Genomic DNA, 22,419 nt, shown 5'->3' with positions numbered 1-22,419 from the left:
CGCCCTCAGACCTCATCTGAATATCCTGGAGCATCTATGCGAGTCGTCGTTTTGGGCAGTGGCGTCGTCGGGGTGACGAGTGCGTATTACCTGGCGCGCGCCGGTCATGAAGTGACCGTTATCGATCGCGAGGCCGGCCCGGCGCTCGAAACCAGTTTCGCCAATGCCGGTCAGATCTCGCCGGGCTACGCGTCGCCTTGGGCCGCGCCCGGCGTGCCGCTGAAGGCCGTCAAATGGATGTTCCAGAAACACGCGCCGCTCGCGATCCGCCTCGACGGCACGCAATTCCAGTTGCAATGGATGTGGCAGATGCTGCAAAACTGCACGTCGTCGCGCTATGCGGTGAACAAGGGCCGCATGGTCCGCCTCGCCGAATACAGCCGCGATTGCCTGCAAGCGCTGCGCGCCGAAACCGGCATCCAGTACGAAGGCCGCACCGGCGGCACGCTGCAGGTGTTCCGCACGCAGCAGCAGTTCGACGGCGCCGCGAAAGACATCGCCGTACTGCGGGAAGCTAACGTGCCGTACGAACTGCTCTCGTCCGCTGAACTCGCGCAAGCGGAACCGGCGCTCGCGGCGGTGTCCCACAAGCTGACCGGCGGTCTGCGCCTGCCGGGCGATGAAACCGGCGACTGCCAGATGTTCACCACGCGCCTCGCCGCGCTGGCCGAGCAACTGGGCGTCAAATTCCGCTACAACACGCCGATCGACGCGCTCGCCATGGCCGGCGACCGCATCGCCGGCGTGAAGTGCGGCGAAGAACTCGTGCGTGCCGATTCGTTCGTCGTCGCATTGGGTTCGTATTCGACTCAGTTCCTGTCGGGTCTCGTCAAGATCCCGGTCTATCCGCTCAAGGGGTATTCGATTACCGCGCCGATCGTCAATGAAGCGTCGGCACCCGTGTCGACCGTGCTCGACGAAACCTACAAGATTGCGATCACGCGTTTCGACGACCGGATTCGCGTCGGCGGCATGGCCGAGATCGTCGGCTTCGATAAATCGCTGCGCCAGGCGCGTCGCGAAACACTGGAACTGTGCGTGAACGACCTGTTCCCGGGCGGCGGCGATACGTCGAAAGCTACCTTCTGGACCGGTCTGCGCCCGATGACGCCGGACGGCACGCCGATCGTCGGCCGCACGCCGGTGGCGAATCTGTTCCTGAACACGGGCCACGGCACGCTGGGCTGGACGATGTCGTGCGGCTCAGGCCAACTGCTCGCCGACGTGATGTCGGGCAAGCAACCGGCCATCAAGGCAGACGACCTGTCGGTGCATCGCTATCTCGGCGAGATTGGCGGCGCGCATCGCCCGGCTTATGCCTGAGGTTTAACGACGCTTCGCGAGCGGTTGAGCGGGTGTGTAACTCACAAACCAGCGCGACGAAAACAAACGGCGCCTTTCGAGGCGCCGTTTGTTTTTTCAAGCGAGGTTTAAAAGCAGAAGCAGCGTCAGAACTGATCTTCCGACAGCGCCAGCACACTCTCCCCACCCTTCGCGCTGACAATCGACGCCTCGAGCGCCGACGCAAGCGTCAGCACGTGCTCAGCGTAGAACTGCGCGGTCGCGATCTTCGCACCGTAAAACGAAGGATCTGCGTCACGCTTCCCGGCTGCCACGAGCAACGCACGCGCCATCTGCCAGCCGCCGAGCACGATGCCAGCGAGCTTCAGATACGGCACGCTGCCCGCGAACACCGCGTTCGGATCGCTCTTCGTATTGGTGACAACAAAGTCCACCACCGTGCTCAACGAGCGATGCCCCTGCGCAAGATATTTCTTCATCGACTCGAACGCCGGACCCTGCTGCGCACCGAGCGCTTCGACCGTTTCGGCCACGCCGGCGAGCAGCGACTTCGCCACCTTGCCGCCGTCGCGCACGGTCTTGCGGCCGATTAGATCGTTCGCCTGGATCGCGGTCGTGCCTTCATAGATCGGCAGAATCCGCGCGTCGCGGTAATACTGCGCGGCGCCGGTTTCCTCGATGAAGCCCATGCCGCCGTGCACCTGTACGCCGAGGCTCGTCACATCGATCGACAGCTCCGTGCTCCAGCCCTTCACGATCGGCACGAGGTATTCGTAGATCGCCTGATGTTCCGCGCGCGTGGCTTCGTCGGCATGGCGATGCGCGATGTCGCAGTGCGCCGCGGCCACATACGCCAGCGCGCGCGAGGCTTCAGTCAGACCCCGCATCGTGGCGAGCATACGGCGTACGTCGGGATGCTGAATGATTGCGACCGGTTGCTTCGCCGAGCCATCCACGGGACGGCTTTGCACACGGTCTTTCGCGTACGCCACCGCCTTCTGGTAAGCGCGATCCGACACACCCACGCCCTGCATGCCGACCGCAAAGCGCGCCGCGTTCATCATGATGAACATGTATTCGAGGCCGCGATTCTCTTCACCGATCAGATGGCCGATCGCGCCGCCGTGGTCGCCGAACTGCAGCACCGCGGTCGGGCTCGCCTTGATGCCGAGCTTGTGTTCGATCGACACGCAATGCACGTCGTTGCGCTCGCCGAGCGAGCCGTCTTCGTTGACGAGAAACTTGGGCACGATGAAAAGCGAAATGCCCTTCACGCCTTCCGGTGCGTCAGGTGTGCGCGCCAGCACGAGATGCGCGATATTCTTCGCCATGTCGTGCTCGCCCCACGTGATGAAAATCTTCGTGCCGAACAGTTTGAACGAACCGTCGCCCTGCGGCTCGGCGCGCGTGCGCACCAGCGCGAGATCGGAGCCGGCCTGCGGCTCGGTCAGGTTCATCGTGCCGGTCCATTCGCCGGAAATGAGCTTCGGCACGTAGGTCTGTTTCTGCGCTTCGCTACCCGCCGTGAGCAGCGCCTCGATGGCGCCGTCCGTGAGCAGCGGGCACAACGCGAACGACAGGTTCGACGCGTTCAGCATCTCGATACAGGCGGTGGCGATGAGCTTCGGCAGGCCCTGGCCTTCGTAGTCGACGGGATGTTGCACGCCCTGCCAGCCGCCAACGCCAAACTGGCGAAACGCTTCCTTGAAGCCAGGCGTCGCGGTGACCACGCCATCTTTCCAGCTGCTCGGATTGCGATCGCCTTCGACATTCAGCGGCGCCAGCACTTCGCCGCACAGTTTCGCCGACTCTTCGAGCACGGCCTGCGCGGTGTCGAGATTCGCGTCTTCGAAGCCCGGCAGCGTCGCGATGTCTTCGAGACCGGCCAGTTCTTTCATCACGAACAGCATGTCCTTGATGGGTGCCGTATAGCTCATTTTCGTCTCCTCCCGCCGTTGATATAAAAAAAGGACGCCGGACTTGATCGGTCCCGCGCCCTTCGCGTGTTGCCAGACGCCTTTTACAAGGCGCTTCGGCGCTTAGCCCAGCTCGCTAACGAGTTCCGGCACGACCGTGAACAGATCGCCCACCAAACCGTAATCGGCGACGCTGAAAATCGGCGCTTCCGGGTCTTTGTTGATCGCGACGATCACTTTGCTGTCTTTCATGCCGGCCAGGTGCTGGATCGCTCCCGAGATGCCGACCGCGACATACAGTTGCGGCGCGACGATCTTGCCGGTTTGTCCCACCTGGTAGTCGTTCGGCACAAAGCCCGCATCCACTGCTGCACGCGATGCACCCAGCGCTGCGTTCAGCTTGTCTGCCAGCGGTTCGAGAACCTTCGTGTAGTTCTCGCCGTTGCCCAAACCGCGGCCGCCCGAAACGATGATCTTCGCCGACGTCAGTTCCGGACGGTCCAGCTTCGTGACTTCACGGCTCACGAACTGCGAAATGCCGCTGTCTGCCGCCGCTTCGATCTTCTCGACCGTTGCGCTGCCGCCTTCCGCTGCCACAGCGTCGAAACCGGTCGAGCGAACTGTGATGACCTTGATCGGATCAGCCGATTGCACCGTTGCGATTGCGTTGCCTGCGTAGATCGGGCGCTCGAACGTGTCAGCGCTGTCCACTGCGGTAATGTCGCTGATCTGCGCGACATCGAGCTTTGCGGCGATACGCGGCGCGATGTTCTTGCCGTACGCCGTTGCCGGAGCGAGGATGTGCGTGTAGTCCTTCGCGATGTTCAGCACCGTTGCTTCGACGTTTTCTGCCAGACCTGCTTCGAGTTGCGGCGCGTCGGCGAGCAGGACCTTCGAAACACCTGCAATCTTCGCTGCCGCATCCGCTGCGGCCTGCGCGTTGTGGCCCGCGACCAGCACGTGAATATCACCACCAATCTTCTGCGCCGCTGCGATCGTGTTCAGCGTCGCGGCCTTGATCGACGCGTTGTCGTGTTCTGCAATTACCAGATTCGTCATTTGCTCTGTCTCCCTCACAGCACCTTGGCTTCGGTCTTCAGCTTCTCGACCAGCGTCTTCACATCCGGCACCTTCACACCGGCGGAGCGCTTCGGCGGCTCGACAACCTTCAGCGTCTTCAGGCGCGGCGTGACGTCGACACCCAGGTCTTCCGGCTTGATGGTTTCCAGCGGCTTCTTCTTCGCCTTCATGATGTTCGGCAGCGTCACATAGCGCGGCTCGTTCAGGCGCAGATCGGTCGTGATGACTGCCGGCAGCGTCAGCGACAGCGTTTCAGCGCCACCGTCCACTTCACGCGACACCGTAGCCTTTCCGTCAGCGACGACAACCTTCGAGGCGAACGTCGCCTGCGGCAACCCGGCCAAAGCAGCCAGCATCTGGCCGGTCTGGTTCGAATCGTCGTCGATCGCCTGCTTGCCGAGAATGACAAGCTGCGGCTGTTCCTTGTCGACCAGCGCCTTCAACAGCTTGGCCACGGCCAGCGGCTGCAGCTCTTCCGAAGATTCGATCAGGATCGCGCGATCCGCGCCGATCGCCAACGCCGTGCGCAGCGTTTCCTGCGACTGCGTCACACCCGCCGACACGGCGATCACTTCAGTCGCCACGCCCGCTTCACGCAGGCGCACCGCTTCTTCAACCGCGATTTCGTCGAACGGATTCATCGACATCTTCACGTTCGCGATGTCGACGCCCGTGCCGTCCGATTTGACTCGAACTTTCACGTTGTAATCGACCACTCTCTTGACTGGCACCAGGATTTTCATGCACACGCTCCAAAGTTACGAATACGTCAACCCAACGAACATTATAACGACTGCCCTCGCGGCAGCCCTGTCGCGGGCGCTCTAGCAGGAGGATATCGCTCCTCAGCGGCGTGACGGCAATATCGAACGATCGTTCTATTTTAATCTCGAAAAAACCCGGGCGACAACCCCGGGTTCCGACTTACGACTCTAATTTTGCATTGCCGTCTTATCTTGCTTGCTCTGCAGGCCGCCGGCTCACCAGGCGGTGATCACGGCCCCGCCGAATTTGCTTTCAACAAACTGCTTCACTTCCGGCGAATGATACGCCGCGACCAGCTTGGCGACCCACGGCTTATTCTTGTCCGCCTCGCGAATCGCGATGATGTTCACGTAAGGCCCCTTCGGATCTTCAATCGCGATGGCGTCCTGCTTGGGCTTCAGACCCGCTTCCATCGCGAAGTTCGTGTTGATCGCGGCCGCGTCCACGTCGTTCAGCGAGCGCGGAATTTGCGCGGCGTCGAGTTCGACGATCTTCAGCTTCTTCGGGTTCTCGACGATATCGAGCGGCGTCGCCTTCAGGCCCGCGTCGGCGCGCAGCTTCAGCAAGCCCTGCTTTTGCAGCAACAGCAGCGCGCGGCCGCCGTTGGTCGGATCGTTCGGCACAGCGATCTTCGCGCCCGGCTGCAGTTCGGCCAGCGTCTTCACTTTCTTCGAATAGATGCCCATCGGGTACGTCACCGTATCGGCGATGCGGATCAGCTTGTAGCCGCGATCCTTCACCTGCGCCTCGAGATACGGGTCGTGCTGGTAGCTGTTCGCGTCCAGATCGCCGCCTGCGAGCGCGGCGTTCGGCTGCACGTAATCCGAGAATTCGACGATCTTGATGTTCAGACCGTTCTTCGCCGCGACCGTCTTCACGACTTCCATGATCTGCGCGTGCGGGCCGCCGGTGACGCCGACCTTGATCGAATCTTCAGCGCGAGCCGCGCCGGCAGCGAACAGGGACGTGGCGCCGAGCACGGCAGCCAGTTTGAGAATGAAACGACGTTGCATGATGGACCTTTCCAAACCTATTCGAAATTGTTGTTTTACTTATGGCTCAAACGACGCACGAGCCAATCCCCGAACGACTGCACCAACTGCACGAAGACGATCAGAATCACCACGACCGTCAACATCACTTCCGGCAGGAAACGCTGATACCCGTAGCGAATGCCGAGATCGCCGAGACCGCCGCCGCCGATCGCGCCGGCCATCGCCGAATAGCCGACCAGCGAGACGAAAGTGATCGTCAAGCCGGCGACCACGCCCGGCAGCGATTCCGGCAACAACACTTTGAAGACGATCTGGCTGGTGGTCGCGCCCATCGCCTGCGCGGCTTCGATCAGCCCGCGATCCACTTCGCGCAACGCAGTCTCCACCAGACGCGCGATGAACGGCGCGGCGGCGATCGTCAGCGGCACGACGGCGGCCGCCGTGCCGATCGACGAACCCACCACGAGGCGCGTGAACGGAATCACGGCGACGAGCAGGATGATGAACGGCGTCGAGCGAACCGCATTCACGATCACGCCCATCACGCGATTTACCGCGATGTTCTGCAGCACGCCCTGGCGATCCGTCAGATACAGCAGCACGCCGAGCGGCAAGCCCACCAAAGCGCCGACCAGTCCGGAAATGCCCACCATGACGAGCGTTTCCCAGAACGACTGGACGAACATGTCCAACATTTCACTCAACATACGACAGCTCCTCCACCACCACACCCTGTTCACGCAGATATGTCAGCGCCTGCGCCACTTTCGCCGGCTCACCGCCCGCGAGCACCGCGAGCGAGCCGAACGCCTGCCCCTGGATCTCGTCGATCTGGCCGTGCAGGATGTTGAAGTCGAGTTCGTAACGGCGAATGGTTTCCGACAGGATCGGCTGATCGACGCCGGAGCCGGTGAACGCGAGTCGCAACAAGTGACCGCTGCCTGTCTTGAGACGCTCGGCGACACGCGCCTTCATGGCGGGCGGCAATTCCTGCGCGATCACGTCGCCGATCAATGCGCGCGTGACTTCGTGATGCGGTTGCAGGAACACGTCGATGACCTTGCCTTCTTCAACCACGCGGCCCGCATCCAGCACGGCGACGCGGTCGCAAACCTGCTTGATCACGTCCATCTGGTGCGTGATCAGCACGATCGTCAGGTTCAGTTCGCGATTGATGCGCTTGAGCAGGTCGAGAATCGCGCGCGTGGTTTCGGGATCGAGCGCGGAAGTCGCTTCGTCGGAGAGCAGCACTTTCGGCTTGCTCGCCAGCGCCCGCGCGATGCCGACGCGCTGCTTCTGACCACCACTGATCTGCGCCGGATAACGATCCTTCTGCGCCGACAGGCCGACCAGGTCGAGTAGCGGCAACACGTTCGCTTCGATTTCATCGCGCTTCATGCCGGCGAGTTCGAGCGGCAGCGCGACGTTTTCGTACACGGTGCGCGACGACAGCAAATTGAAGTGCTGGAAGATCATGCCGATCTCGCGGCGCGCCTCGCGCAATTGCGCGGCGGGCAGCGTCGTCAGGTCGCGGCCGTTGACGACGATATTGCCCTCGCTCGGGCGTGTCAGCAGGTTGAGCGTGCGCACGAGCGTACTCTTGCCCGCGCCGCTGCGGCCGATGATGCCGAAAACCTCACCCGCCGGAATCGACAGATTGACGTTGTGCAGCGCCTCGACCCAGCCCCGGGGCCCGGCGAACCGCTGGGAGATATTGCGTATTTCGATCATGGAAAAACGAAACGGCGGAGGTTGTCGGCGAGCGTGATGCGCTCCCGACAAGCGGCCGCCGTTGCTTTTATTGGGATTTGAGCCCGCAATTCTACCGCAGCGCTGACATTCCCTTTAATAATCAATTACGATCTTTTCATAACCTGTTGGAATTAGAGGCCCGCCCGGTGCGAGGTGCTCGCGTGCGCACGGCCGCTGCGACTATGATCGGGCGAAACAAAATCAGGATAAGCGGTAGCCATGGAAACATCTCCAAGCAACACGGTGCGGCCCATCGCGGGCAAACGGAACAGCGGCGAGCCGCTACGCTCGTCGGTCACGACCGGGGACGGCGTGGAACTACCGCTGTACCGCTGGCCGGCCGCCGCGCCGACGCGCGCCACCGTGGCGCTGATCCACGGGCTGGCCGAGCACGCCGGGCGTTACGCGGCGCTGGCCGCGCGGCTGAATGCGGCCGGCGTCGAACTGGTGGCGATCGATCTGCGTGGCCACGGCCACGCGCCCGGTAAGCGGGCCTACGTGAAGCGCTTCGACGACTATCTGCTGGACGCGCAAGCTTTGCTCGACGCCGCCGCGCAAAGCTGCGCCCCGCTCTTCCTGATGGGCCACAGCATGGGTGGCGCCGTGGCCGCGCTCTACGCGATCGAGCGCCTCGAAGCGAGCGGCCGGCGCCTGAACGGCCTGATCCTGTCGAGCCCGGCGCTGGCGCCTGGCCGCGACGTGCCGCGCTGGATGCTCAAGCTAAGCCAGGTGATCAGCCGTCTTTATCCGAGCTTCCCGGCGATGAAGATCGACGCCGCGTTGTTATCGCGCCTTCAACCCGTGGTGAACGCCAATCGCAACGATCCGCTCGTGCATCACGGCGCGATTCCCGCACGCACCGGCGCGGAGCTGTTACTGGCGATGGCGCGCATCGAACGCGGACGCGCGGGCTTGCGTGTCCCGCTGCTGGTCTATCACGGCACCGCCGACAAGCTCACCGAACCCGAAGGCAGCCGCGAATTCGGTGAGCACGCGGGCTCGCCGGACAAGACGCTCACTCTGCACGAAGGCAGCTATCACGAGACGATGAACGACATCGACCGCGACCGGGTGATCGGGGCGTTGATCGAGTGGATCGAAAAACGGCTGGTGGCGAGAGCCTGATCGACGCGGCTAGTCCGCGTCACGCTTCCAGTCGGGCGGGCGTTTGTCGATAAACGCCTGCACGCCTTCCAGCGCCGACTCATCCATCATATTGCAGGCCATCGTCTGGCCGGCAAGCTGGTAAGCCGCTTCGATTCCCATTTCCAACTGGCGATAGAAGAGGCCTTTGCCGGCGCTCACGGCTTCGACGGGTTTCGCGCAGATGCTGGTGGCAAGCCGTGCGATTTCCGCGTCCAGCGCATCCGCGGGGACGACGCGGTTCACGAGCCCTTCCCGCCTCGCGCCCACGGCGTCGATGAAATCGCCGGTGAGCAGCAATTCAAGCGCGGCCTTGCGCGACAGGTTGCGCGACAGCGGCACGGCAGGCGTCGCGCAGAAGAGCCCGAGGTTTACGCCCGAAACCGCAAAGCGGGCCGTGTCGGCCGCGACCGCCAGATCGCACATCGCGACGAGCTGGCAACCGGCCGCAGTCGCAATGCCTTGCACCCGCGCGATCACCGGTTGCGGCAAGCGCTGGATCGTCATCATGAGCTTCGTGCAGCGGGCGAACAGCGCCTGGTAGTACGCCAGCGAAGGCGCGGCGCGCATTTCCTTCAGATCGTGTCCCGCGCAGAACGCCCGGCCCGCGCCGGCGATCACGACCACGCGCGCGTCCGAGCGGCCGATCTCGCTCAATGCCGTCTGCAGGTCGTCGAGCAAGGCTTCGGAGAGCGCGTTAAAGGCATCGGGCCGGTTCATCGTCACACGCACCACGCCCGGCACGCCGTACGCGCCATGTTCGATCTCGACCAGTGACGCGTCGCGCGCATCGGCGTTCATGGCTCGCTCCTCATAGAGTGGATGGCGCTGCGCGCCGCGCGACGGCTCAGATCCCGGCCAGCGAGCGCACGTGGGCGACCACGCTGCGACCCAGCGCGGACAGGTTGTAGCCGCCTTCGAGACAGCTCACGATGCGCCCGCGCGAATAGCGCTTCGCGATTTCGCGCATCTGATCGGTGATCCACGCGTAATCGTCTTCGACAAGGCCCATGTTGCCGAGGTCGTCCTCGCGATGCGCGTCGAAGCCGGCCGAGATGAACACCATCTCCGGTTTGAACTCGTGCAGGCGCGGCAGCCACAGCATGTCCACCGCCTCGCGCACCGCCATGCCTTTCGAACGCGCCGGCATCGGCACGTTGCACATGTTGGGCGCATGGTTGTCGGCACCGGTGAACGGGTAGAAGGGATGCTGGAAGAAGCTGCACATGAGCACGCGCGAGTCGCCCGAAAAGGCCGCCTCGGTGCCGTTGCCGTGATGCACGTCGAAGTCGATGATCGCGACGCGCGAGAGGCCGTGCACTTCGAGCGCATGACGCGCGGCGATCGCGATATTGTTGAAGAAGCAAAAGCCCATGGCGCGCGCCGGTTCGGCGTGGTGGCCAGGCGGCCGGATGCTGCAGAAGGCATTGTCGTAGCGGCCTTCGATCACCGCGTCGGTCGCGGCAACCGCTGCGCCCGCCGCGCGCAGCGCGGCTTTCAACGTGTGCGGGTTCATCGTCGTATCGGGATCGATTTCGGCGGTGCCTTCAGCGGGCGAGCGGCTGCGGATGTAATCGACGTGGGCTTGCGTATGCACGCGCAGCAGCGCGGCTTCGTCGGCGAGCGGCGCCAACTCGCGCTCGATCAGCGAATCGATGCGGCTTCCGATCAATTGGTCTTCAATTGCCTGCAGGCGCGCGGGGCATTCGGGATGCCATTGCCCCATATCGTGCAGCAGACAGTCGTGGTGGGAATAAAAGCCAGTTGCCATGATTCTTTTCTGCGGCGACGCGTTTCGAACGCGTGCGGCATGTCTCCATCCAGGGGCGCACGCCCTCGGCGCGCCAACAGTCATCAAGTTACCACACGATGCGGCTGTGACGCGTCAGGCACAGTTTTGCGGGGAGGCGTCGGGTATACTGCCCCGATCGATTTTTCCCGTCTTCCCTCGTCTCCCGCGCACCGCGCCTTAGCTCACTATGACCGTCAAGCTTGCTCTGTCTGCACGAAACCGGCTACGCATCACGTCCATGGCCGCCGCACTGTCCGTCGCATCGTGCATGATCATGGCAACCAGTCCCGCGATCGCGCAAAGTGCCGGCAAGAAACCATCGGTGCTGCTCGCGCAAGGCCAGCCGCAACCCGCTGTGCCGCAAGGGCAAACGTTTGAAGAAGAGATCATCCCGCAGCGCTACGCGAACAACCCCAATGTCGATGCGTTCATCAACGACATGGTGGCGCGTTACGACTTCGACGAGTCCGCGCTGCACGCGCTCTTTGCCGGCGTGAGTTATTCGGCGACGGCAGTCAAGCTCGTGACGCCGTCGCCTTCGCCCGCGGTCAAGAACTGGCGCGTGTACCAGGCGCGCTTTCTCGACCAGGTCCGCATCAATGCCGGCGTGCGCTTCTGGCGCGCGAATCAGGCTACGCTGCAACGCGCCTATGAAGAGTTCGGCGTGCCGCCGGAAGTGATCGTCGGCATCATCGGCGTGGAGACGATCTATGGGCGCTTCATGGGCAATTTCCGCGTGCTCGACGCGCTGACCACGCTCAGCTTCGACTATCCGGGCACCGCTAATCGCGCGGACCGCCAGGCGACCTTCCGCAAGAATCTCGAAGACTACCTGGTATGGACACGCGACTCGCAGATCGATCCGACCACGGTGCTGGGTTCCTACACCGGCGCGATCGGCATTCCGCAGTTCCTGCCGAGCAGCATCGTGCAATACGCGGTGAGCTACGACGGCAACAAGCAGATCGACTTGCGCACGAGCCAGGCGGATGCGATCGGCAGCGTGGCGAATTACCTGCGCCAGAACGGTTGGGAAAACGGCCGGCCAGTAGTGTGGAAGATCGGCTCGGACGCCGGCAGCCTGGGCGTCGCGCAAGCGGCCGCCGACGGCCAGCCGGAGCCGCACTGGCCGCTCGACCAATTGCTGCGCGCCGGCTTGCTGCTGAACGAACCGGGCGTGGACATCGCGTCGGAAGCCGGCACGCCGGTCACGGTGGTGGATCTGCCCTCGCCCGGACGCGGCACCGAGTTCATGCTGGGCTTGAAGAATTTCTACGTGCTGACGCGCTATAACCGCAGCTTCTTCTACGCGCTCGCGGTGTATCAGTTGGGCCAGCGGGTCAAGGCGCAGATGGAAGCAAGCGACGCGACCAACGCCGTCAACAACGCCGCGCCGCCGGTTGCGGCCTCGCAATAGCTGGCGGTGCGGGCGCCGGGTGCGTCCCGCAATGCCACAAGACGAAAAAAAGCGCCGGTCTTCTGAACCGGCGCTTTTTCATTGCGCGAGCGGCTTCAGGCTACGCGCTTACGCAGGAAACACACCCGTCGACAGATAGCGGTCACCGCGGTCGCAAACAATGAACACGATCGTCGCGTTCTCGACCTGCCGTGCGACGCGCAGCGCCACTTCGCACGCGCCGCCCGACGAGATGCCGGCAAAGATGCCTTCCACCGACGCCATACGGCGCGCCATGGCTTCAGCCGCGGCCTGGCTCACATTCTCCACGCGGTCCACCCGGCTACGATCGAAAATCTTCGGCAAATAGGCTTCCGGCCATTTGCGAATACCCGGAATGCGCGAACCCTCTTCGGGTTGCGCACCGATGATCTCGATAGCCTGGTTCTGCTCTTTCAGATAGGTGGACACGCCCATGATCGTGCCGGTCGTACCCATGGACGACACGAAATGCGTAATGCGCCCTTCGGTGTCGCGCCAGATTTCCGGGCCGGTGCCTTCGACGTGCGCGGCCGGATTGTCCGGATTGGCGAACTGGTCGAGGATGATGCCCTTGCCTTCGCGCTGCATCTGCTCGGCCAGATCGCGTGCGTACTCCATGCCGCCCGTGACCGGCGTGAGAACGATCTGCGCGCCATACGCGGCCATGCTCTGACGGCGCTCCACCGACAGATCTTCCGGCATGATCAGGACCATTTTGTAGCCACGGATCGCGGCCGCCATGGCAAGCGCAATACCGGTGTTGCCGCTGGTCGATTCGATCAGCGTGTCACCTGGCTTGATGCGCCCGCGTGCTTCCGCTTTCGCGATCATCGACAACGCCGGGCGGTCCTTCACCGAGCCCGCGGGGTTGTTGCCCTCGAGCTTCGCAAGGATCACGTTATTGCGGCTGCGGATCTCGTCGTCGGGGAGCCGGACGAGTTGTACGAGCGGCGTATTGCCGATCGTGTCTTCAATCGTTTTGTAAGCCATATTGGTTCTGGTGCTGTCGCCGCGCAAAGTCTCAATCCATCGATTCTAAACCACCGTGCACGCGGCTGCCGTGCGGCCCTTCTGAGCGCATGGATGCAGGCGCCCGTCGGCGAGCCGACGCAGCACAAAAAGCCCGCGGCTGAGAACCGCGGGAGCCAGTCATCTGCATGACAGCTGAAGGAGCGTTCTTGACGACTCCGACCATGAAGGGAAAATCAGGGCGACGCAGCCGCCGCACGGCCCAGCAGGCCCGCGCGCCAGCTGCGCGTGAGGCTATTTCTTCACCGCCACCGTGGCGTTGTTCTTCGGCGTGTTGGCCGCAGCGGCCGCGCCTTTGGTCTGTGCAGACGCCGCAGCCTGCGGGTTAGCAGCCGCGCCAGCCGGACCGATAGCGAGACCCTCCGCCTGCAGGCGCTCGACGGTATGCCCGCCCATGCCTTTGACGCGCTTGCCGAGATCGGCCGGGTCCTTGAACGGACCATGCGCTGCACGCTCGTCGAGAATGGCTTTCGCTTTGGCAGGACCGATGCCCTTGATGCCGCGCAGCGCATCCTCATTAGCCGTGTTGACGTCGACCGCCGCATAAGCGTGGCCAAAAGCGGCGAGCATGGCCGCGGTAACCAGAATTTTTCGAAACATATGGAATCTCCCTCGTACAACCGGTTGGCGACCATCACCAACCGGGAGATTCCAGTTTAAAGAGGGATCCGAATTATTTACACCTGGCCGAACAGCCAACGTACATAACGGTCGACACCTTCCTGCACACTCAGGAACGGCGCGTCGTAGCCGGCCGCGCGCAGCTTCGATTGATCCGCTTGCGTGAAGCACTGGTACTTGCCGCGCAAGGCGTCGGGGAACGGAATGTATTCGATCAGCCCGCGCTGCACCTGATCCGCGAGCGACAGCGCCGGTTCGTTGTTGAGCGAGCGCAGCGTGTTGACCACCGTGCTGGCAATGTCGTTGAACGGTTGCGCACGGCCGCTGCCGAGATTGAAGATGCCCGATTTGTCCGGATTGTCGAAGAAGAACAGGTTGACCTTCACCACGTCTTCAACCGAAACGAAGTCGCGCGTCTGTTCGCCCGCGGCATAGCCGTTGTATTCGCCGAACAGCTTGACCTTGCCCTCGGCGCGGAACTGGTTGAAGTTGTGGAACGCCACCGACGCCATGCGCGCCTTATGCGTTTCGCGCGGCCCGTAGACGTTGAAATAACGGAAGCCGGCAATCTGGCTTTTCGCGGTGGGCAGCACGCGGCGGATCACCTGATCGAACAGGAACTTCGAGTAGCCGTACACGTTCAGCGGCTGCTCGACTTCGCGCTCTTCGACGAAACGGCTCGAGCCGCCATACGTTGCCGCCGACGACGCATACAGGAACTGGATGTTCTGCGCGAGGCAGACGTCCAGCACTTCGCGGCTGTAGCGGAAGTTGTTGTCCATCATGTAGCGGCCGTCGGTTTCCATCGTGTCCGAGCAGGCGCCTTCGTGGAAAATCGCGCGCACCTTGCCGAAGTCGCCGCGCTTGAAGCGTTCGACGAACTCAGTCTTGTCGAGGTAGTCGTCGATCTCGCAGTCGACGAGGTTTTTGAATTTGTCCGCGCGCGTCAGATTGTCGACCGCGATGATGCGTTGTTCACCGCGCTCGTTGAGCGCCTTCACGAGATTGCTGCCGATAAAACCGGCCGCGCCGGTGACGATGAGGGTCATGATTGATGATCCTGCGATAGTGAGCTTGGCATGGGATCGGAGTCAGCGCCGTGCGCTCGCTCCGATCGACAGGTTCAGTCGACGCCGCGCGGGTTCCTGTTACACGCCGTTGATAAAAGCACGGCGAGGGACCCGGCGGGCCGCATCAATGAAAAAGTTCGTCGTAGTCGACGGTGGCAGTGCCGAGTTTGCCGACCACGATGCCGGCCGCGCGATTCGCGAGCCCGACCGCCTCGACCAGCGTGAGGCCCGCACCGAGCATCGCGGCAAGCGTGGCGATCACGGTGTCGCCCGCGCCCGAGACATCATACACTTCGCGTGCGACCGCCGATGCGTGCAGGACGCCGTCGTCCGAGAAGAGCGTCATGCCCTCTTCCGAGCGCGTCAGCAGCAACGCCTTGAACTGAAGATCGGTGCGCAGTTTCGTCACGCGCGCGAGCAGATCTTCTTCCGATTTCCACTGGCCAATCACCTCGCGCAATTCGGCGCGGTTCGGCGTGATCAGCGTCGCGCCACGATAGCGTTCCCAGTCGTCGCCCTTCGGATCGACCAGCACCGGCTTGCCCGCCGCATGCGCCTTCGCGATCATCTGCGTGACGTGGGTCAGGCCGCCCTTCGCGTAGTCGGACATCAGGATCACGTCGTGCGACGGCAGCAGTTCGTCGAATCGTGCGAGACCGGCGAGCAGCACTTCGTGCGCCGGCGAGTTTTCGAAGTCGACGCGCAGCAGCTGTTGCTGGCGCGACAGCACACGCAGCTTGATCGTGGTGAGAAGCGCCGGGTCACGCTCGAGATAGGGCTTCACGCCGCTTTCGTTCAGCAACTGCACGATGCGCTCGCCAGGTTCGTCATGGCCGACCACGCATAGCAAGCCTGCTTGAGCGCCGAGCGCAACCGCGTTGCGCGCGACGTTCGCCGCGCCGCCCAAGCGGTCTTCCTGACGCTGCACGTGCACGACCGGCACCGGCGCTTCCGGCGAAATGCGATTCACGTCGCCGAACCAGTAGCGATCGAGCATGACGTCGCCCACCACCAGCACGCGCGCCGCGGCGAGCTGTTCGCGCGGCACGACGGTGAGCTGCGGCGCGGGCGTGGACGGGATGGCGCCGGGCACGGTCTCAGGCATTGGCCGGAAGTTCAGAGGGTTGGGCATAAGGGCGTCCAATCGAGTGATAGTCGATGCCGAGTTCGGTCATCGCGTCCGGTTCGTACAGGTTGCGTCCGTCGAAAATCAGCGGCGACTTCAGCACCGATTTCAGATGCACGAAATCCGGGCTCTTGAATTCTTTCCATTCGGTCACGATCACGAGCGCGTCGGCGTCCGTCAACGTTTCGTCCTGCGTGCCAGCGAAGGTGAGACGCGCGAACTGGTCCGGCACGTCATGCAGATCCATCGCGAACACGCGGCGCGCTTCGGTCACCGCAACCGGATCGTACGCACGCACGTGGGCGCCGCGCGCGAGCAGTTCCGCGATCAGGCGACGGCTCGGCGCCTCGCGCATGTCGTCGGTATTCGGCTTGAACGCAAGACCCCACACGGCGAATATGCGACCGCTCAGATCATCGCCGAGCTTGGCCGTGATCTTATGCACCAGCACGTCTTTCTGCTTGTCGTTCACTTCCTCGACCGCTTCGAGGATGCGCAGATTGTGGCCGCTCTCGCTAGCCGTGCGGATCAGCGCCTGGACGTCTTTCGGGAAACACGAGCCGCCGTAGCCGCAACCGGCATACAGGAAGTGATAGCCGATGCGCGGATCGGAGCCGATGCCGCGGCGCACCGCTTCGATATCCGCGCCGACGCGGTCCGCCAGATTCGACATTTCGTTCATGAACGAGATGCGCGTGGCGAGCATCGCATTGGCGGCGTATTTGGTGAATTCGGCCGAGCGCACGTCCATGTAGAGCGTGCGTTCGTGATTGCGGTTGAACGGCGCGTACAGACGCTTCATCAGTTCGCGCGCGCGCAGGCCGGCTTCGTCTTCATCCAGGCCGATCACGATGCGGTCGGGGCGCATGAAGTCGTCGACCGCCGCGCCTTCCTTCAGGAATTCGGGATTGGACACCACCGAGAAGCGATGTTGCGCGCTGCCCGCGAGTCCGCGTTTGGCCAGTTCTTCTTCGACCACCGCGCGCACACGCTGCGCGGTGCCGACCGGTACCGTCGATTTGTCGACGATCACCTTGAAGCCGTTCATCGTGCGGCCAATGTTGCGGGCCGCTTCGAGCACGTATTGCAGATCGGCCGAACCGTCTTCGTCCGGGGGCGTGCCGACGGCGATGAACTGCACGTCGCCGTGCGCGACGCTGGCTTCGACATCCGTGGAAAACGTGATGCGGCGCGCCGCGCGCGTGCGGGCGATCATCTCCTGCAAGCCGGGCTCGTGAATCGGCACGCCGCCGTTGTTGAGGATTTCGATCTTGCGCGGATCGACGTCCAGACAGAAAACGTCGTGGCCGATCTCGGCGAGGCACGCGCCGGTGACGAGACCCACATAGCCCGTGCCGATAATGGTGATTTTCATACGCTTTCCGGTAGAAGGTTCCGGTGATGATTCCCGGCGATAAAGCCGGTCATGAACAGGTTGCGAGATCCGCCCGCGCGGGGACGCTTGCCACGCGCGGATTCGCGGCGCGAGCGCGTGGCTGGACCCGGCGTGACCACCCGCGTGTCAGTTCGACGCGGTGATCGGCTCGACCCGGCGCGGCGCATAGGTTTCCCAACCGCTGCAACCCGGGCACTGCCAGTAAAAAAGCCGCGCCCTGAAACCGCAATTCTGGCACGTATACCGTGGCAGATTTTTGGTGCGCTGGCGAATCAGCGTGCGCATCAGTTCGAGTTCGCTGCGGCGCGGTTCTTCCGCGACGGCTTCCTGCGCCTCGAGCAGCCGCGTCATGCCCGCCAGATTTGGCGACTTCTGCATTTGCGAGCGCGCCAGCGCATGCGCGGCCTCGGGTCCGCGCAGCGATGCGACGTGCTGGTAAGCCACGTCGAGCAGATCGTTGGTCGGATAGCGGTCCACCCACGTGGTGAGCAGATCGGCGCCATCTTGCGGACGGCCGAGCGCCTCGTAGGCCTTCATCAGCTTTTCCGCGACCAGCGGCAGATAAGCCGGATTCTGCTCCTCCACCCGCCGCCATTGGGCGATCGCCGCTTCCGGCGCGCCGCCGGCCGCGTCGACGTCGCCGAACAGGATCGTGGCGCGCACATTGGTCGGGTTCGCCTTCAACGCGAAACCGAGCTGACGGCGGGCCTCGTCGGGCTTCTTCTGTTGCAGCGCTTCCTGCGCGAGTTCGCAGTGGAACTGCGCGATTTCCTTGTCGAGCGACTCCGCACCCATCGTTTCCAGATGACGGGCCGTGTCGATCGACTTGACCCAGTCCTTCTCGATTTCGTAGATGGTGAGAAGCGCGCGCTGCGCGCCGAGCGCATAGTCGCCGGTTTCGAGCGAGCGGAAGGTTTCTTCGGCGCGATCGAGCAAGCCCGCTTTCAGGAAATCCTGCCCCAACTCATAGAGCGCATGATCGCGCTCGCTGACCGGCAGGTCGGCACGGCTCAACAGATTCTGATGCACGCGAATCGCGCGATCCGTTTCACCGCGGCGACGGAACAGGTTGCCCAGCGCGAAGTGCAGTTCGACCGTTTCCGGATCGAGCTTGACCACTTCGATGAACGCGTCGATCGCCTGGTCCGGCTGCTCGTTGAGCAGGAAATTCAGGCCGCGAAAATACGAGCGCGGCAGGTTGGCGCTTTCAGACAGCAGCGTCTTGAGGTCGTAGCGCGCAGCCATCCAGCCAAACGCGAAAGCGACGGGTATGACAAGCAGCCACCAGAAGTCTAGATCCATGCGATAAATGCAAATGTGCGGGAAAGCGAAGACGGAAAGCCGCGCTCATGCGCGCGGCGAAGGGAATTCAGATCAGCGGCGGCATGGGCGGCTGTTCGACCACGACCGGGGTTTCGCGCGCCACGCGCAACTCGCGTTTGAGCCGGCCGTTTTCCATGCGCAAGCGCACCATGGCCGGCATCGACGACACCAGCCCAGCCAGCAGCCCTACCACGAAGAACGCGAGGCCGATCAGGATCAACGGCGCCGACCATGCGTAGCCGGCGAGGAAATTCAGCGTAGCAGGTTGTGTGTTGGAGAGCGCCAGCACCAGCAGCAGCACGAACACCAGCACACGGATCAGCCAGACGATAAATTTCATGTATAGGTCTCTTGACGGCAGTTGCGGGGTGACGCCGGCTTGATGACGCGTCGCGCCACGGTGTTGCCCGCGCCGAAGTGACCCGTATTGTAATTGAAGCCCTCGCGGCTGGGCAGGAACTGGCGGATTACGGGCTTACGGGGCTTTATCGTGCTACATCTTGCCGCAAACGGCTACGCGCGCTGGAGAGTCGGAGATTGGGTGATTGGGTAGTCACGCGCTTAGACGGCTCGGCGGGAGGCGCTACCAGCCAATCGCACGTCGATCCAAGTGAATCCGCACGTGCAAAACGTACAGACAAAAAAAAAGCACCCGAAGGCGCTTTTTCTGGTCTTTTGCCGACTGGCTTTGGCCGCTGACGCTACCCATGCCACGCTGCAAATAACACAGCGAAGCATTTACAGGTCGTCATCCGGCTCTTCGGCCTTCAGCGGCTCGCCCGCGCGACGATCTACCCGCTCGCGCAATTCCTTGCCCGGCTTGAAGTGCGGTACGTACTTCTCAGGTACCAACACCTTCTCGCCCGACTTCGGATTACGCCCGACGCGGGAGGGACGGCGGTTAAGGCCGAAGCTGCCGAAGCCACGAATTTCGATGCGATGACCGTTGGCAAGCGCCTCCGACATCGCATCAAGCATCGTCTTCACCGCGAAATCCGCATCTTTAAGAACAAGTTGCGGAAATCGCGTAGCCAGCTGGGCGACCAATTCCGATTTGGTCATACTGCAGCAGACCTCTCAGGCTTACTGGTTCTGGCCGTCGAGCTTGGCCTTCAGCAGCGCGCCGAGGTTCGTCGTGCCGGTAGCAGCCGAGCTCGAGTCCGACGAAGCCAGGCCGCGGATCGCTTCCTGTTGCTCAGCCGAATCCTTGGCCTTGATCGACAGGTTGATGCCACGCGACTTGCGATCGATGTTGATGATCATCGCGTTGACCTTGTCGCCGTCCTTCAGCACGTTGCGAGCATCTTCCACGCGATCTTGTGCGATTTCCGAAGCGCGCAGGTAGCCTTCGACTTCAGCCGACAGCTGAACCACGGCACCCTTCGCGTCCACCGACTTGACCACGCCGTCGACGATCGAACCCTTGTCGTTCATGGCAACGAAGTTGCTGAACGGGTCGCCTTCGAGCTGCTTGATGCCCAGCGAAATGCGTTCCTTCTCGACGTCGATGCCGAGAACGATCGCTTCCACTTCGTCGCCCTTCTTGTACTTGCGAACTGCTTCTTCGCCCGTTTCCGACCACGACAGGTCCGACAGGTGAACCAGACCGTCGATGCCGCCCGGCAGACCGATGAAGACGCCGAAGTCGGTGATCGACTTGATCGCGCCTTGCAGCTTGTCGCCCTTCTTGAAGTTGCGGCTGAAGTCGTCCCACGGGTTCGGCTTGCATTGCTTCATGCCGAGGCTGATACGGCGGCGGTCTTCGTCGATTTCGAGAACCATGACTTCGACTTCGTCGCCCAGTTGCACAACCTTCGACGGTGCAACGTTCTTGTTCGTCCAGTCCATTTCCGACACGTGAACCAGGCCTTCGATGCCCGATTCGACTTCGACGAATGCGCCGTAGTCGGTGATATTGGTGACCTTACCGAACAGGCGCGTGCCCGACGGGTAACGGCGCGAAATGCCTTCCCACGGATCGTCGCCCAGTTGCTTGATGCCCAGCGAAACTCGGTTCTTCTCTTGGTCGAACTTGAGGATCTTCGCGGTGACTTCCTGGCCAACCGACAGCACTTCGCTCGGGTGACGAACACGACGCCATGCGATGTCGGTGATGTGCAGCAGGCCGTCGATACCGCCGAGGTCCACGAACGCGCCGTAATCGGTGATGTTCTTCACCACGCCTTCCACGATCGCGCCTTCCTTCAGCGTTTCGAGCAGCTTTGCGCGCTCTTCGCCTTGGGTCGCTTCGATCACGGCACGACGCGACAGCACGACGTTGTTACGCTTGCGGTCGAGCTTGATGACGCGGAATTCCAGCGTCTTGCCTTCGTACGGGGTCGTGTCCTTGACCGGACGCGTGTCAACCAGCGAACCCGGCAGGAACGCGCGGATGCCGTTGACCATGACGGTCATGCCGCCCTTGACCTTGCCCGTGATCGTGCCGGTCACGAGTTCGTTGTTGTCGAGAGCCTTTTCCAGCGACAGCCACGAAGCCAGGCGCTTCGCCTTGTCGCGCGACAGGATCGTGTCGCCATAGCCGTTTTCCAGCGCGTCGATCGCGACGGAAACGAAGTCGCCCGCCTGCACTTCTACCTCGCCCGCGTCGTTCAGGAACTCTTCGAGCGGGATGTAGGCTTCGGACTTGAGACCAGCGTTGACGACCACGAAGTTGTGGTCAACACGCACGACTTCGGCGGAGATCACTTCGCCGGCGCGCATGTCTTGCTTGGTCAGCGACTCTTCGAACAGAGCCGCAAAAGATTCGGTATTCGGGGTAGAGGTTTGCAGGTCGGACATAAAAATCAAAATTTGCATGGTTCTCGCGGTGCCCGGCTGGCCGGATGGTCAGCAATAACGGCTAGTGTGCGAATGCCACGCGGGGTTAAAGGGTTAATACAAGCTTCGCGACGATCGCGAAACACCTACTGACAACGGACTTCTACTGCGCCCACACCTGAAGCACAACTCGCACTTTCATCAGGCATGCGGGACCAAAGCTTCATACCATTGCACCACCTGCTCGACCGCCTGGTCGACCGACAATGCGGAGGTATCAAGCAGCTTTGCATCCGCTGCAGGCTTGAGTGGCGCGGCTACGCGCTGACTGTCGCGCTCGTCGCGCTCACGCAAATCCCGGAGCAAGTCATGTATATTAGCAGAAAATCCTTTTTGGATCAATTGCTTATGCCGGCGCGCCGCGCGGGCCTCCACGCTGGCGGTCATGAACACCTTCAGCACGGCGTCCTGGAAGATCACGGTGCCCATGTCGCGGCCGTCGGCAACCAGCCCCGGTTCCTTACGAAAAGCCCGCTGGCGCGCCACCAGCGCGGTACGCACCGGCGCGTGCACAGCGATCGCCGAGGCGCGGCTGCCGACTTCCTCGGCGCGAATCTCGGCCGATACATCGACACCGTCGAGCTGCGCCAGCCCTTCGCGAAAAGTGATATGCAGATCGTCGATCAGCTTCGTCAGCGCGTCGGCATCGTGCGCCGCAATGTTGTAGCGCAGGCTGGCGAGCGCGGCGAGACGGTACAGCGCGCCGCTGTCCAGCAAGTGGAAGCCGAGGCTTGCGGCAACCAGCGCGGCCACGGTGCCTTTGCCGGAGGCACTCGGGCCGTCGATCGTAATGACGGGCGTCTGGTGAAAGGGACGGGTCGGTTTCATCGAAA

The 22,419-nt window shown here is 62.7% G+C and carries 21 protein-coding genes; 3 read left to right on the top strand and 18 right to left on the bottom strand.

Features of this window, described 5'->3' with window-relative positions:
* Window positions 1-36 precede the first annotated feature (36 nt).
* Window positions 37-1,323, top strand: coding sequence for a D-amino acid dehydrogenase (locus BLW71_RS21285; RefSeq protein WP_091800140.1), 1,287 nt, complete (start codon window positions 37-39; stop codon window positions 1,321-1,323).
* 125 nt (window positions 1,324-1,448) lie between these two features.
* On the opposite strand, the gene BLW71_RS21280 is transcribed toward BLW71_RS21285, so the two are convergent.
* The 6 genes from BLW71_RS21280 to BLW71_RS21255 all read right to left on the bottom strand — a co-directional run bounded on the left by BLW71_RS21280 (window position 1,449) and on the right by BLW71_RS21255 (window position 7,789).
* Window positions 1,449-3,239, bottom strand: a complete 1,791-nt coding sequence (locus tag BLW71_RS21280) for an acyl-CoA dehydrogenase (protein ID WP_091800137.1) — start codon at window positions 3,237-3,239, stop codon at window positions 1,449-1,451.
* 102 nt (window positions 3,240-3,341) lie between these two features.
* Window positions 3,342-4,277, bottom strand: a complete 936-nt coding sequence (locus BLW71_RS21275; protein ID WP_091800134.1) for an electron transfer flavoprotein subunit alpha/FixB family protein — start codon at window positions 4,275-4,277, stop codon at window positions 3,342-3,344.
* 14 nt (window positions 4,278-4,291) lie between these two features.
* Window positions 4,292-5,041, bottom strand: a complete 750-nt coding sequence (locus tag BLW71_RS21270) for an electron transfer flavoprotein subunit beta/FixA family protein (RefSeq protein WP_091800131.1) — start codon at window positions 5,039-5,041, stop codon at window positions 4,292-4,294.
* A 237-nt stretch (window positions 5,042-5,278) separates the two neighbouring features.
* Window positions 5,279-6,076 carry a MetQ/NlpA family ABC transporter substrate-binding protein gene (locus BLW71_RS21265; RefSeq protein ID WP_091800127.1) on the bottom strand — a complete coding sequence of 266 codons (798 nt, stop codon included), beginning with the start codon at window positions 6,074-6,076 and terminating at the stop codon, window positions 5,279-5,281.
* Between the two features lie 35 nt (window positions 6,077-6,111).
* Entirely contained in the window at window positions 6,112-6,765 is a 654-nt protein-coding gene (locus tag BLW71_RS21260) for a methionine ABC transporter permease (protein ID WP_091800124.1), read from the bottom strand.
* A complete protein-coding gene (locus BLW71_RS21255; RefSeq protein WP_091800121.1) occupies window positions 6,755-7,789 on the bottom strand; it encodes a methionine ABC transporter ATP-binding protein in 1,035 nt (344 codons plus the stop codon). Before BLW71_RS21255 ends, BLW71_RS21260 begins: the two co-directional genes overlap by 11 nt.
* A gap of 240 nt (window positions 7,790-8,029) precedes the next feature.
* Here BLW71_RS21255 and BLW71_RS21250 point away from each other — a divergent pair, with 240 nt between their 5' ends.
* Window positions 8,030-8,935 (top strand): alpha/beta hydrolase, encoded by a 906-nt coding sequence (locus tag BLW71_RS21250; RefSeq protein WP_091800118.1) that lies wholly within the window; start codon window positions 8,030-8,032, stop codon window positions 8,933-8,935.
* Window positions 8,936-8,944: 9 nt separating this feature from the next.
* Here the strand turns inward: BLW71_RS21250 and BLW71_RS21245 are convergent, their stop codons facing one another.
* Window positions 8,945-9,754, bottom strand: a complete 810-nt coding sequence (locus BLW71_RS21245) for an enoyl-CoA hydratase (protein WP_091800115.1) — start codon at window positions 9,752-9,754, stop codon at window positions 8,945-8,947.
* Between the two features lie 46 nt (window positions 9,755-9,800).
* Window positions 9,801-10,724 carry a histone deacetylase family protein gene (locus tag BLW71_RS21240; protein WP_091800112.1) on the bottom strand — a complete coding sequence of 308 codons (924 nt, stop codon included), beginning with the start codon at window positions 10,722-10,724 and terminating at the stop codon, window positions 9,801-9,803.
* 289 nt (window positions 10,725-11,013) lie between these two features.
* Here BLW71_RS21240 and mltB point away from each other — a divergent pair, with 289 nt between their 5' ends.
* Window positions 11,014-12,162 carry a lytic murein transglycosylase B gene (mltB, locus tag BLW71_RS21235; protein ID WP_091801093.1) on the top strand — a complete coding sequence of 383 codons (1,149 nt, stop codon included), beginning with the start codon at window positions 11,014-11,016 and terminating at the stop codon, window positions 12,160-12,162.
* Window positions 12,163-12,270: 108 nt separating this feature from the next.
* On the opposite strand, the gene cysM is transcribed toward mltB, so the two are convergent.
* The 10 genes from cysM to cmk all read right to left on the bottom strand — a co-directional run bounded on the left by cysM (window position 12,271) and on the right by cmk (window position 22,414).
* Entirely contained in the window at window positions 12,271-13,173 is a 903-nt protein-coding gene (gene cysM / locus BLW71_RS21230; RefSeq protein ID WP_091800109.1) for a cysteine synthase CysM, read from the bottom strand.
* A gap of 273 nt (window positions 13,174-13,446) precedes the next feature.
* Window positions 13,447-13,812, bottom strand: a complete 366-nt coding sequence (locus BLW71_RS21225) for a ComEA family DNA-binding protein (protein WP_091800106.1) — start codon at window positions 13,810-13,812, stop codon at window positions 13,447-13,449.
* 77 nt (window positions 13,813-13,889) lie between these two features.
* Window positions 13,890-14,882 (bottom strand): ADP-glyceromanno-heptose 6-epimerase, encoded by a 993-nt coding sequence (gene rfaD, locus BLW71_RS21220; RefSeq protein WP_091800103.1) that lies wholly within the window; start codon window positions 14,880-14,882, stop codon window positions 13,890-13,892.
* 145 nt (window positions 14,883-15,027) lie between these two features.
* Window positions 15,028-16,035: a D-glycero-beta-D-manno-heptose-7-phosphate kinase gene (gene rfaE1 / locus BLW71_RS21215; RefSeq protein WP_091801090.1), complete on the bottom strand. Its 1,008-nt coding sequence runs from the start codon at window positions 16,033-16,035 to the stop codon at window positions 15,028-15,030.
* A complete protein-coding gene (locus tag BLW71_RS21210; protein WP_091800100.1) occupies window positions 16,001-17,404 on the bottom strand; it encodes a UDP-glucose dehydrogenase family protein in 1,404 nt (467 codons plus the stop codon). The genes rfaE1 and BLW71_RS21210 overlap by 35 nt, the downstream gene beginning before the upstream one ends.
* A gap of 147 nt (window positions 17,405-17,551) precedes the next feature.
* Window positions 17,552-18,727 (bottom strand): lipopolysaccharide assembly protein LapB, encoded by a 1,176-nt coding sequence (gene lapB / locus BLW71_RS21205; RefSeq protein WP_091800097.1) that lies wholly within the window; start codon window positions 18,725-18,727, stop codon window positions 17,552-17,554.
* 67 nt (window positions 18,728-18,794) lie between these two features.
* Window positions 18,795-19,088: a LapA family protein gene (locus BLW71_RS21200; protein WP_091800094.1), complete on the bottom strand. Its 294-nt coding sequence runs from the start codon at window positions 19,086-19,088 to the stop codon at window positions 18,795-18,797.
* A gap of 398 nt (window positions 19,089-19,486) precedes the next feature.
* Window positions 19,487-19,810 carry an integration host factor subunit beta gene (locus tag BLW71_RS21195; protein WP_007180889.1) on the bottom strand — a complete coding sequence of 108 codons (324 nt, stop codon included), beginning with the start codon at window positions 19,808-19,810 and terminating at the stop codon, window positions 19,487-19,489.
* A 21-nt stretch (window positions 19,811-19,831) separates the two neighbouring features.
* On the bottom strand, window positions 19,832-21,565 hold the full coding sequence (rpsA, locus tag BLW71_RS21190; protein WP_091800091.1) for a 30S ribosomal protein S1: 1,734 nt from the start codon (window positions 21,563-21,565) through the stop codon (window positions 19,832-19,834).
* Between the two features lie 162 nt (window positions 21,566-21,727).
* Window positions 21,728-22,414 (bottom strand): (d)CMP kinase, encoded by a 687-nt coding sequence (gene cmk / locus BLW71_RS21185; protein WP_091800087.1) that lies wholly within the window; start codon window positions 22,412-22,414, stop codon window positions 21,728-21,730.
* Window positions 22,415-22,419: the final 5 nt, after the last annotated feature.

Origin of the sequence: Burkholderia sp. WP9 (assembly GCF_900104795.1) — a bacterium.
Classification (GTDB): domain Bacteria; phylum Pseudomonadota; class Gammaproteobacteria; order Burkholderiales; family Burkholderiaceae; genus Paraburkholderia.
Note: the sequence above shows the minus strand (reverse complement) of the source record. Positions and strands in the feature narration are given on the sequence as shown.

Excerpts from the sequence above, each read along its gene's own strand:
- BLW71_RS21285 (WP_091800140.1), top strand. The coding sequence starts at position 37 with ATGCGAGTCGTCGTTTTGGGCAGTGGCGTCGTCGGGGTGACGAGTGCG.
- BLW71_RS21280 (WP_091800137.1), bottom strand. The coding sequence starts at position 3,239 with ATGAGCTATACGGCACCCATCAAGGACATGCTGTTCGTGATGAAAGAA.
- BLW71_RS21275 (WP_091800134.1), bottom strand. The coding sequence starts at position 4,277 with ATGACGAATCTGGTAATTGCAGAACACGACAACGCGTCGATCAAGGCC.
- BLW71_RS21270 (WP_091800131.1), bottom strand. The coding sequence starts at position 5,041 with ATGAAAATCCTGGTGCCAGTCAAGAGAGTGGTCGATTACAACGTGAAA.
- BLW71_RS21265 (WP_091800127.1), bottom strand. The coding sequence starts at position 6,076 with ATGCAACGTCGTTTCATTCTCAAACTGGCTGCCGTGCTCGGCGCCACG.
- BLW71_RS21260 (WP_091800124.1), bottom strand. The coding sequence starts at position 6,765 with ATGTTGAGTGAAATGTTGGACATGTTCGTCCAGTCGTTCTGGGAAACG.
- BLW71_RS21255 (WP_091800121.1), bottom strand. The coding sequence starts at position 7,789 with ATGATCGAAATACGCAATATCTCCCAGCGGTTCGCCGGGCCCCGGGGC.
- BLW71_RS21250 (WP_091800118.1), top strand. The coding sequence starts at position 8,030 with ATGGAAACATCTCCAAGCAACACGGTGCGGCCCATCGCGGGCAAACGG.
- BLW71_RS21245 (WP_091800115.1), bottom strand. The coding sequence starts at position 9,754 with ATGAACGCCGATGCGCGCGACGCGTCACTGGTCGAGATCGAACATGGC.
- BLW71_RS21240 (WP_091800112.1), bottom strand. The coding sequence starts at position 10,724 with ATGGCAACTGGCTTTTATTCCCACCACGACTGTCTGCTGCACGATATG.
- mltB (WP_091801093.1), top strand. The coding sequence starts at position 11,014 with ATGATCATGGCAACCAGTCCCGCGATCGCGCAAAGTGCCGGCAAGAAA.
- cysM (WP_091800109.1), bottom strand. The coding sequence starts at position 13,173 with ATGGCTTACAAAACGATTGAAGACACGATCGGCAATACGCCGCTCGTA.
- BLW71_RS21225 (WP_091800106.1), bottom strand. The coding sequence starts at position 13,812 with ATGTTTCGAAAAATTCTGGTTACCGCGGCCATGCTCGCCGCTTTTGGC.
- rfaD (WP_091800103.1), bottom strand. The coding sequence starts at position 14,882 with ATGACCCTCATCGTCACCGGCGCGGCCGGTTTTATCGGCAGCAATCTC.
- rfaE1 (WP_091801090.1), bottom strand. The coding sequence starts at position 16,035 with ATGCCCAACCCTCTGAACTTCCGGCCAATGCCTGAGACCGTGCCCGGC.
- BLW71_RS21210 (WP_091800100.1), bottom strand. The coding sequence starts at position 17,404 with ATGAAAATCACCATTATCGGCACGGGCTATGTGGGTCTCGTCACCGGC.
- lapB (WP_091800097.1), bottom strand. The coding sequence starts at position 18,727 with ATGGATCTAGACTTCTGGTGGCTGCTTGTCATACCCGTCGCTTTCGCG.
- BLW71_RS21200 (WP_091800094.1), bottom strand. The coding sequence starts at position 19,088 with ATGAAATTTATCGTCTGGCTGATCCGTGTGCTGGTGTTCGTGCTGCTG.
- BLW71_RS21195 (WP_007180889.1), bottom strand. The coding sequence starts at position 19,810 with ATGACCAAATCGGAATTGGTCGCCCAGCTGGCTACGCGATTTCCGCAA.
- rpsA (WP_091800091.1), bottom strand. The coding sequence starts at position 21,565 with ATGCAAATTTTGATTTTTATGTCCGACCTGCAAACCTCTACCCCGAAT.
- cmk (WP_091800087.1), bottom strand. The coding sequence starts at position 22,414 with ATGAAACCGACCCGTCCCTTTCACCAGACGCCCGTCATTACGATCGAC.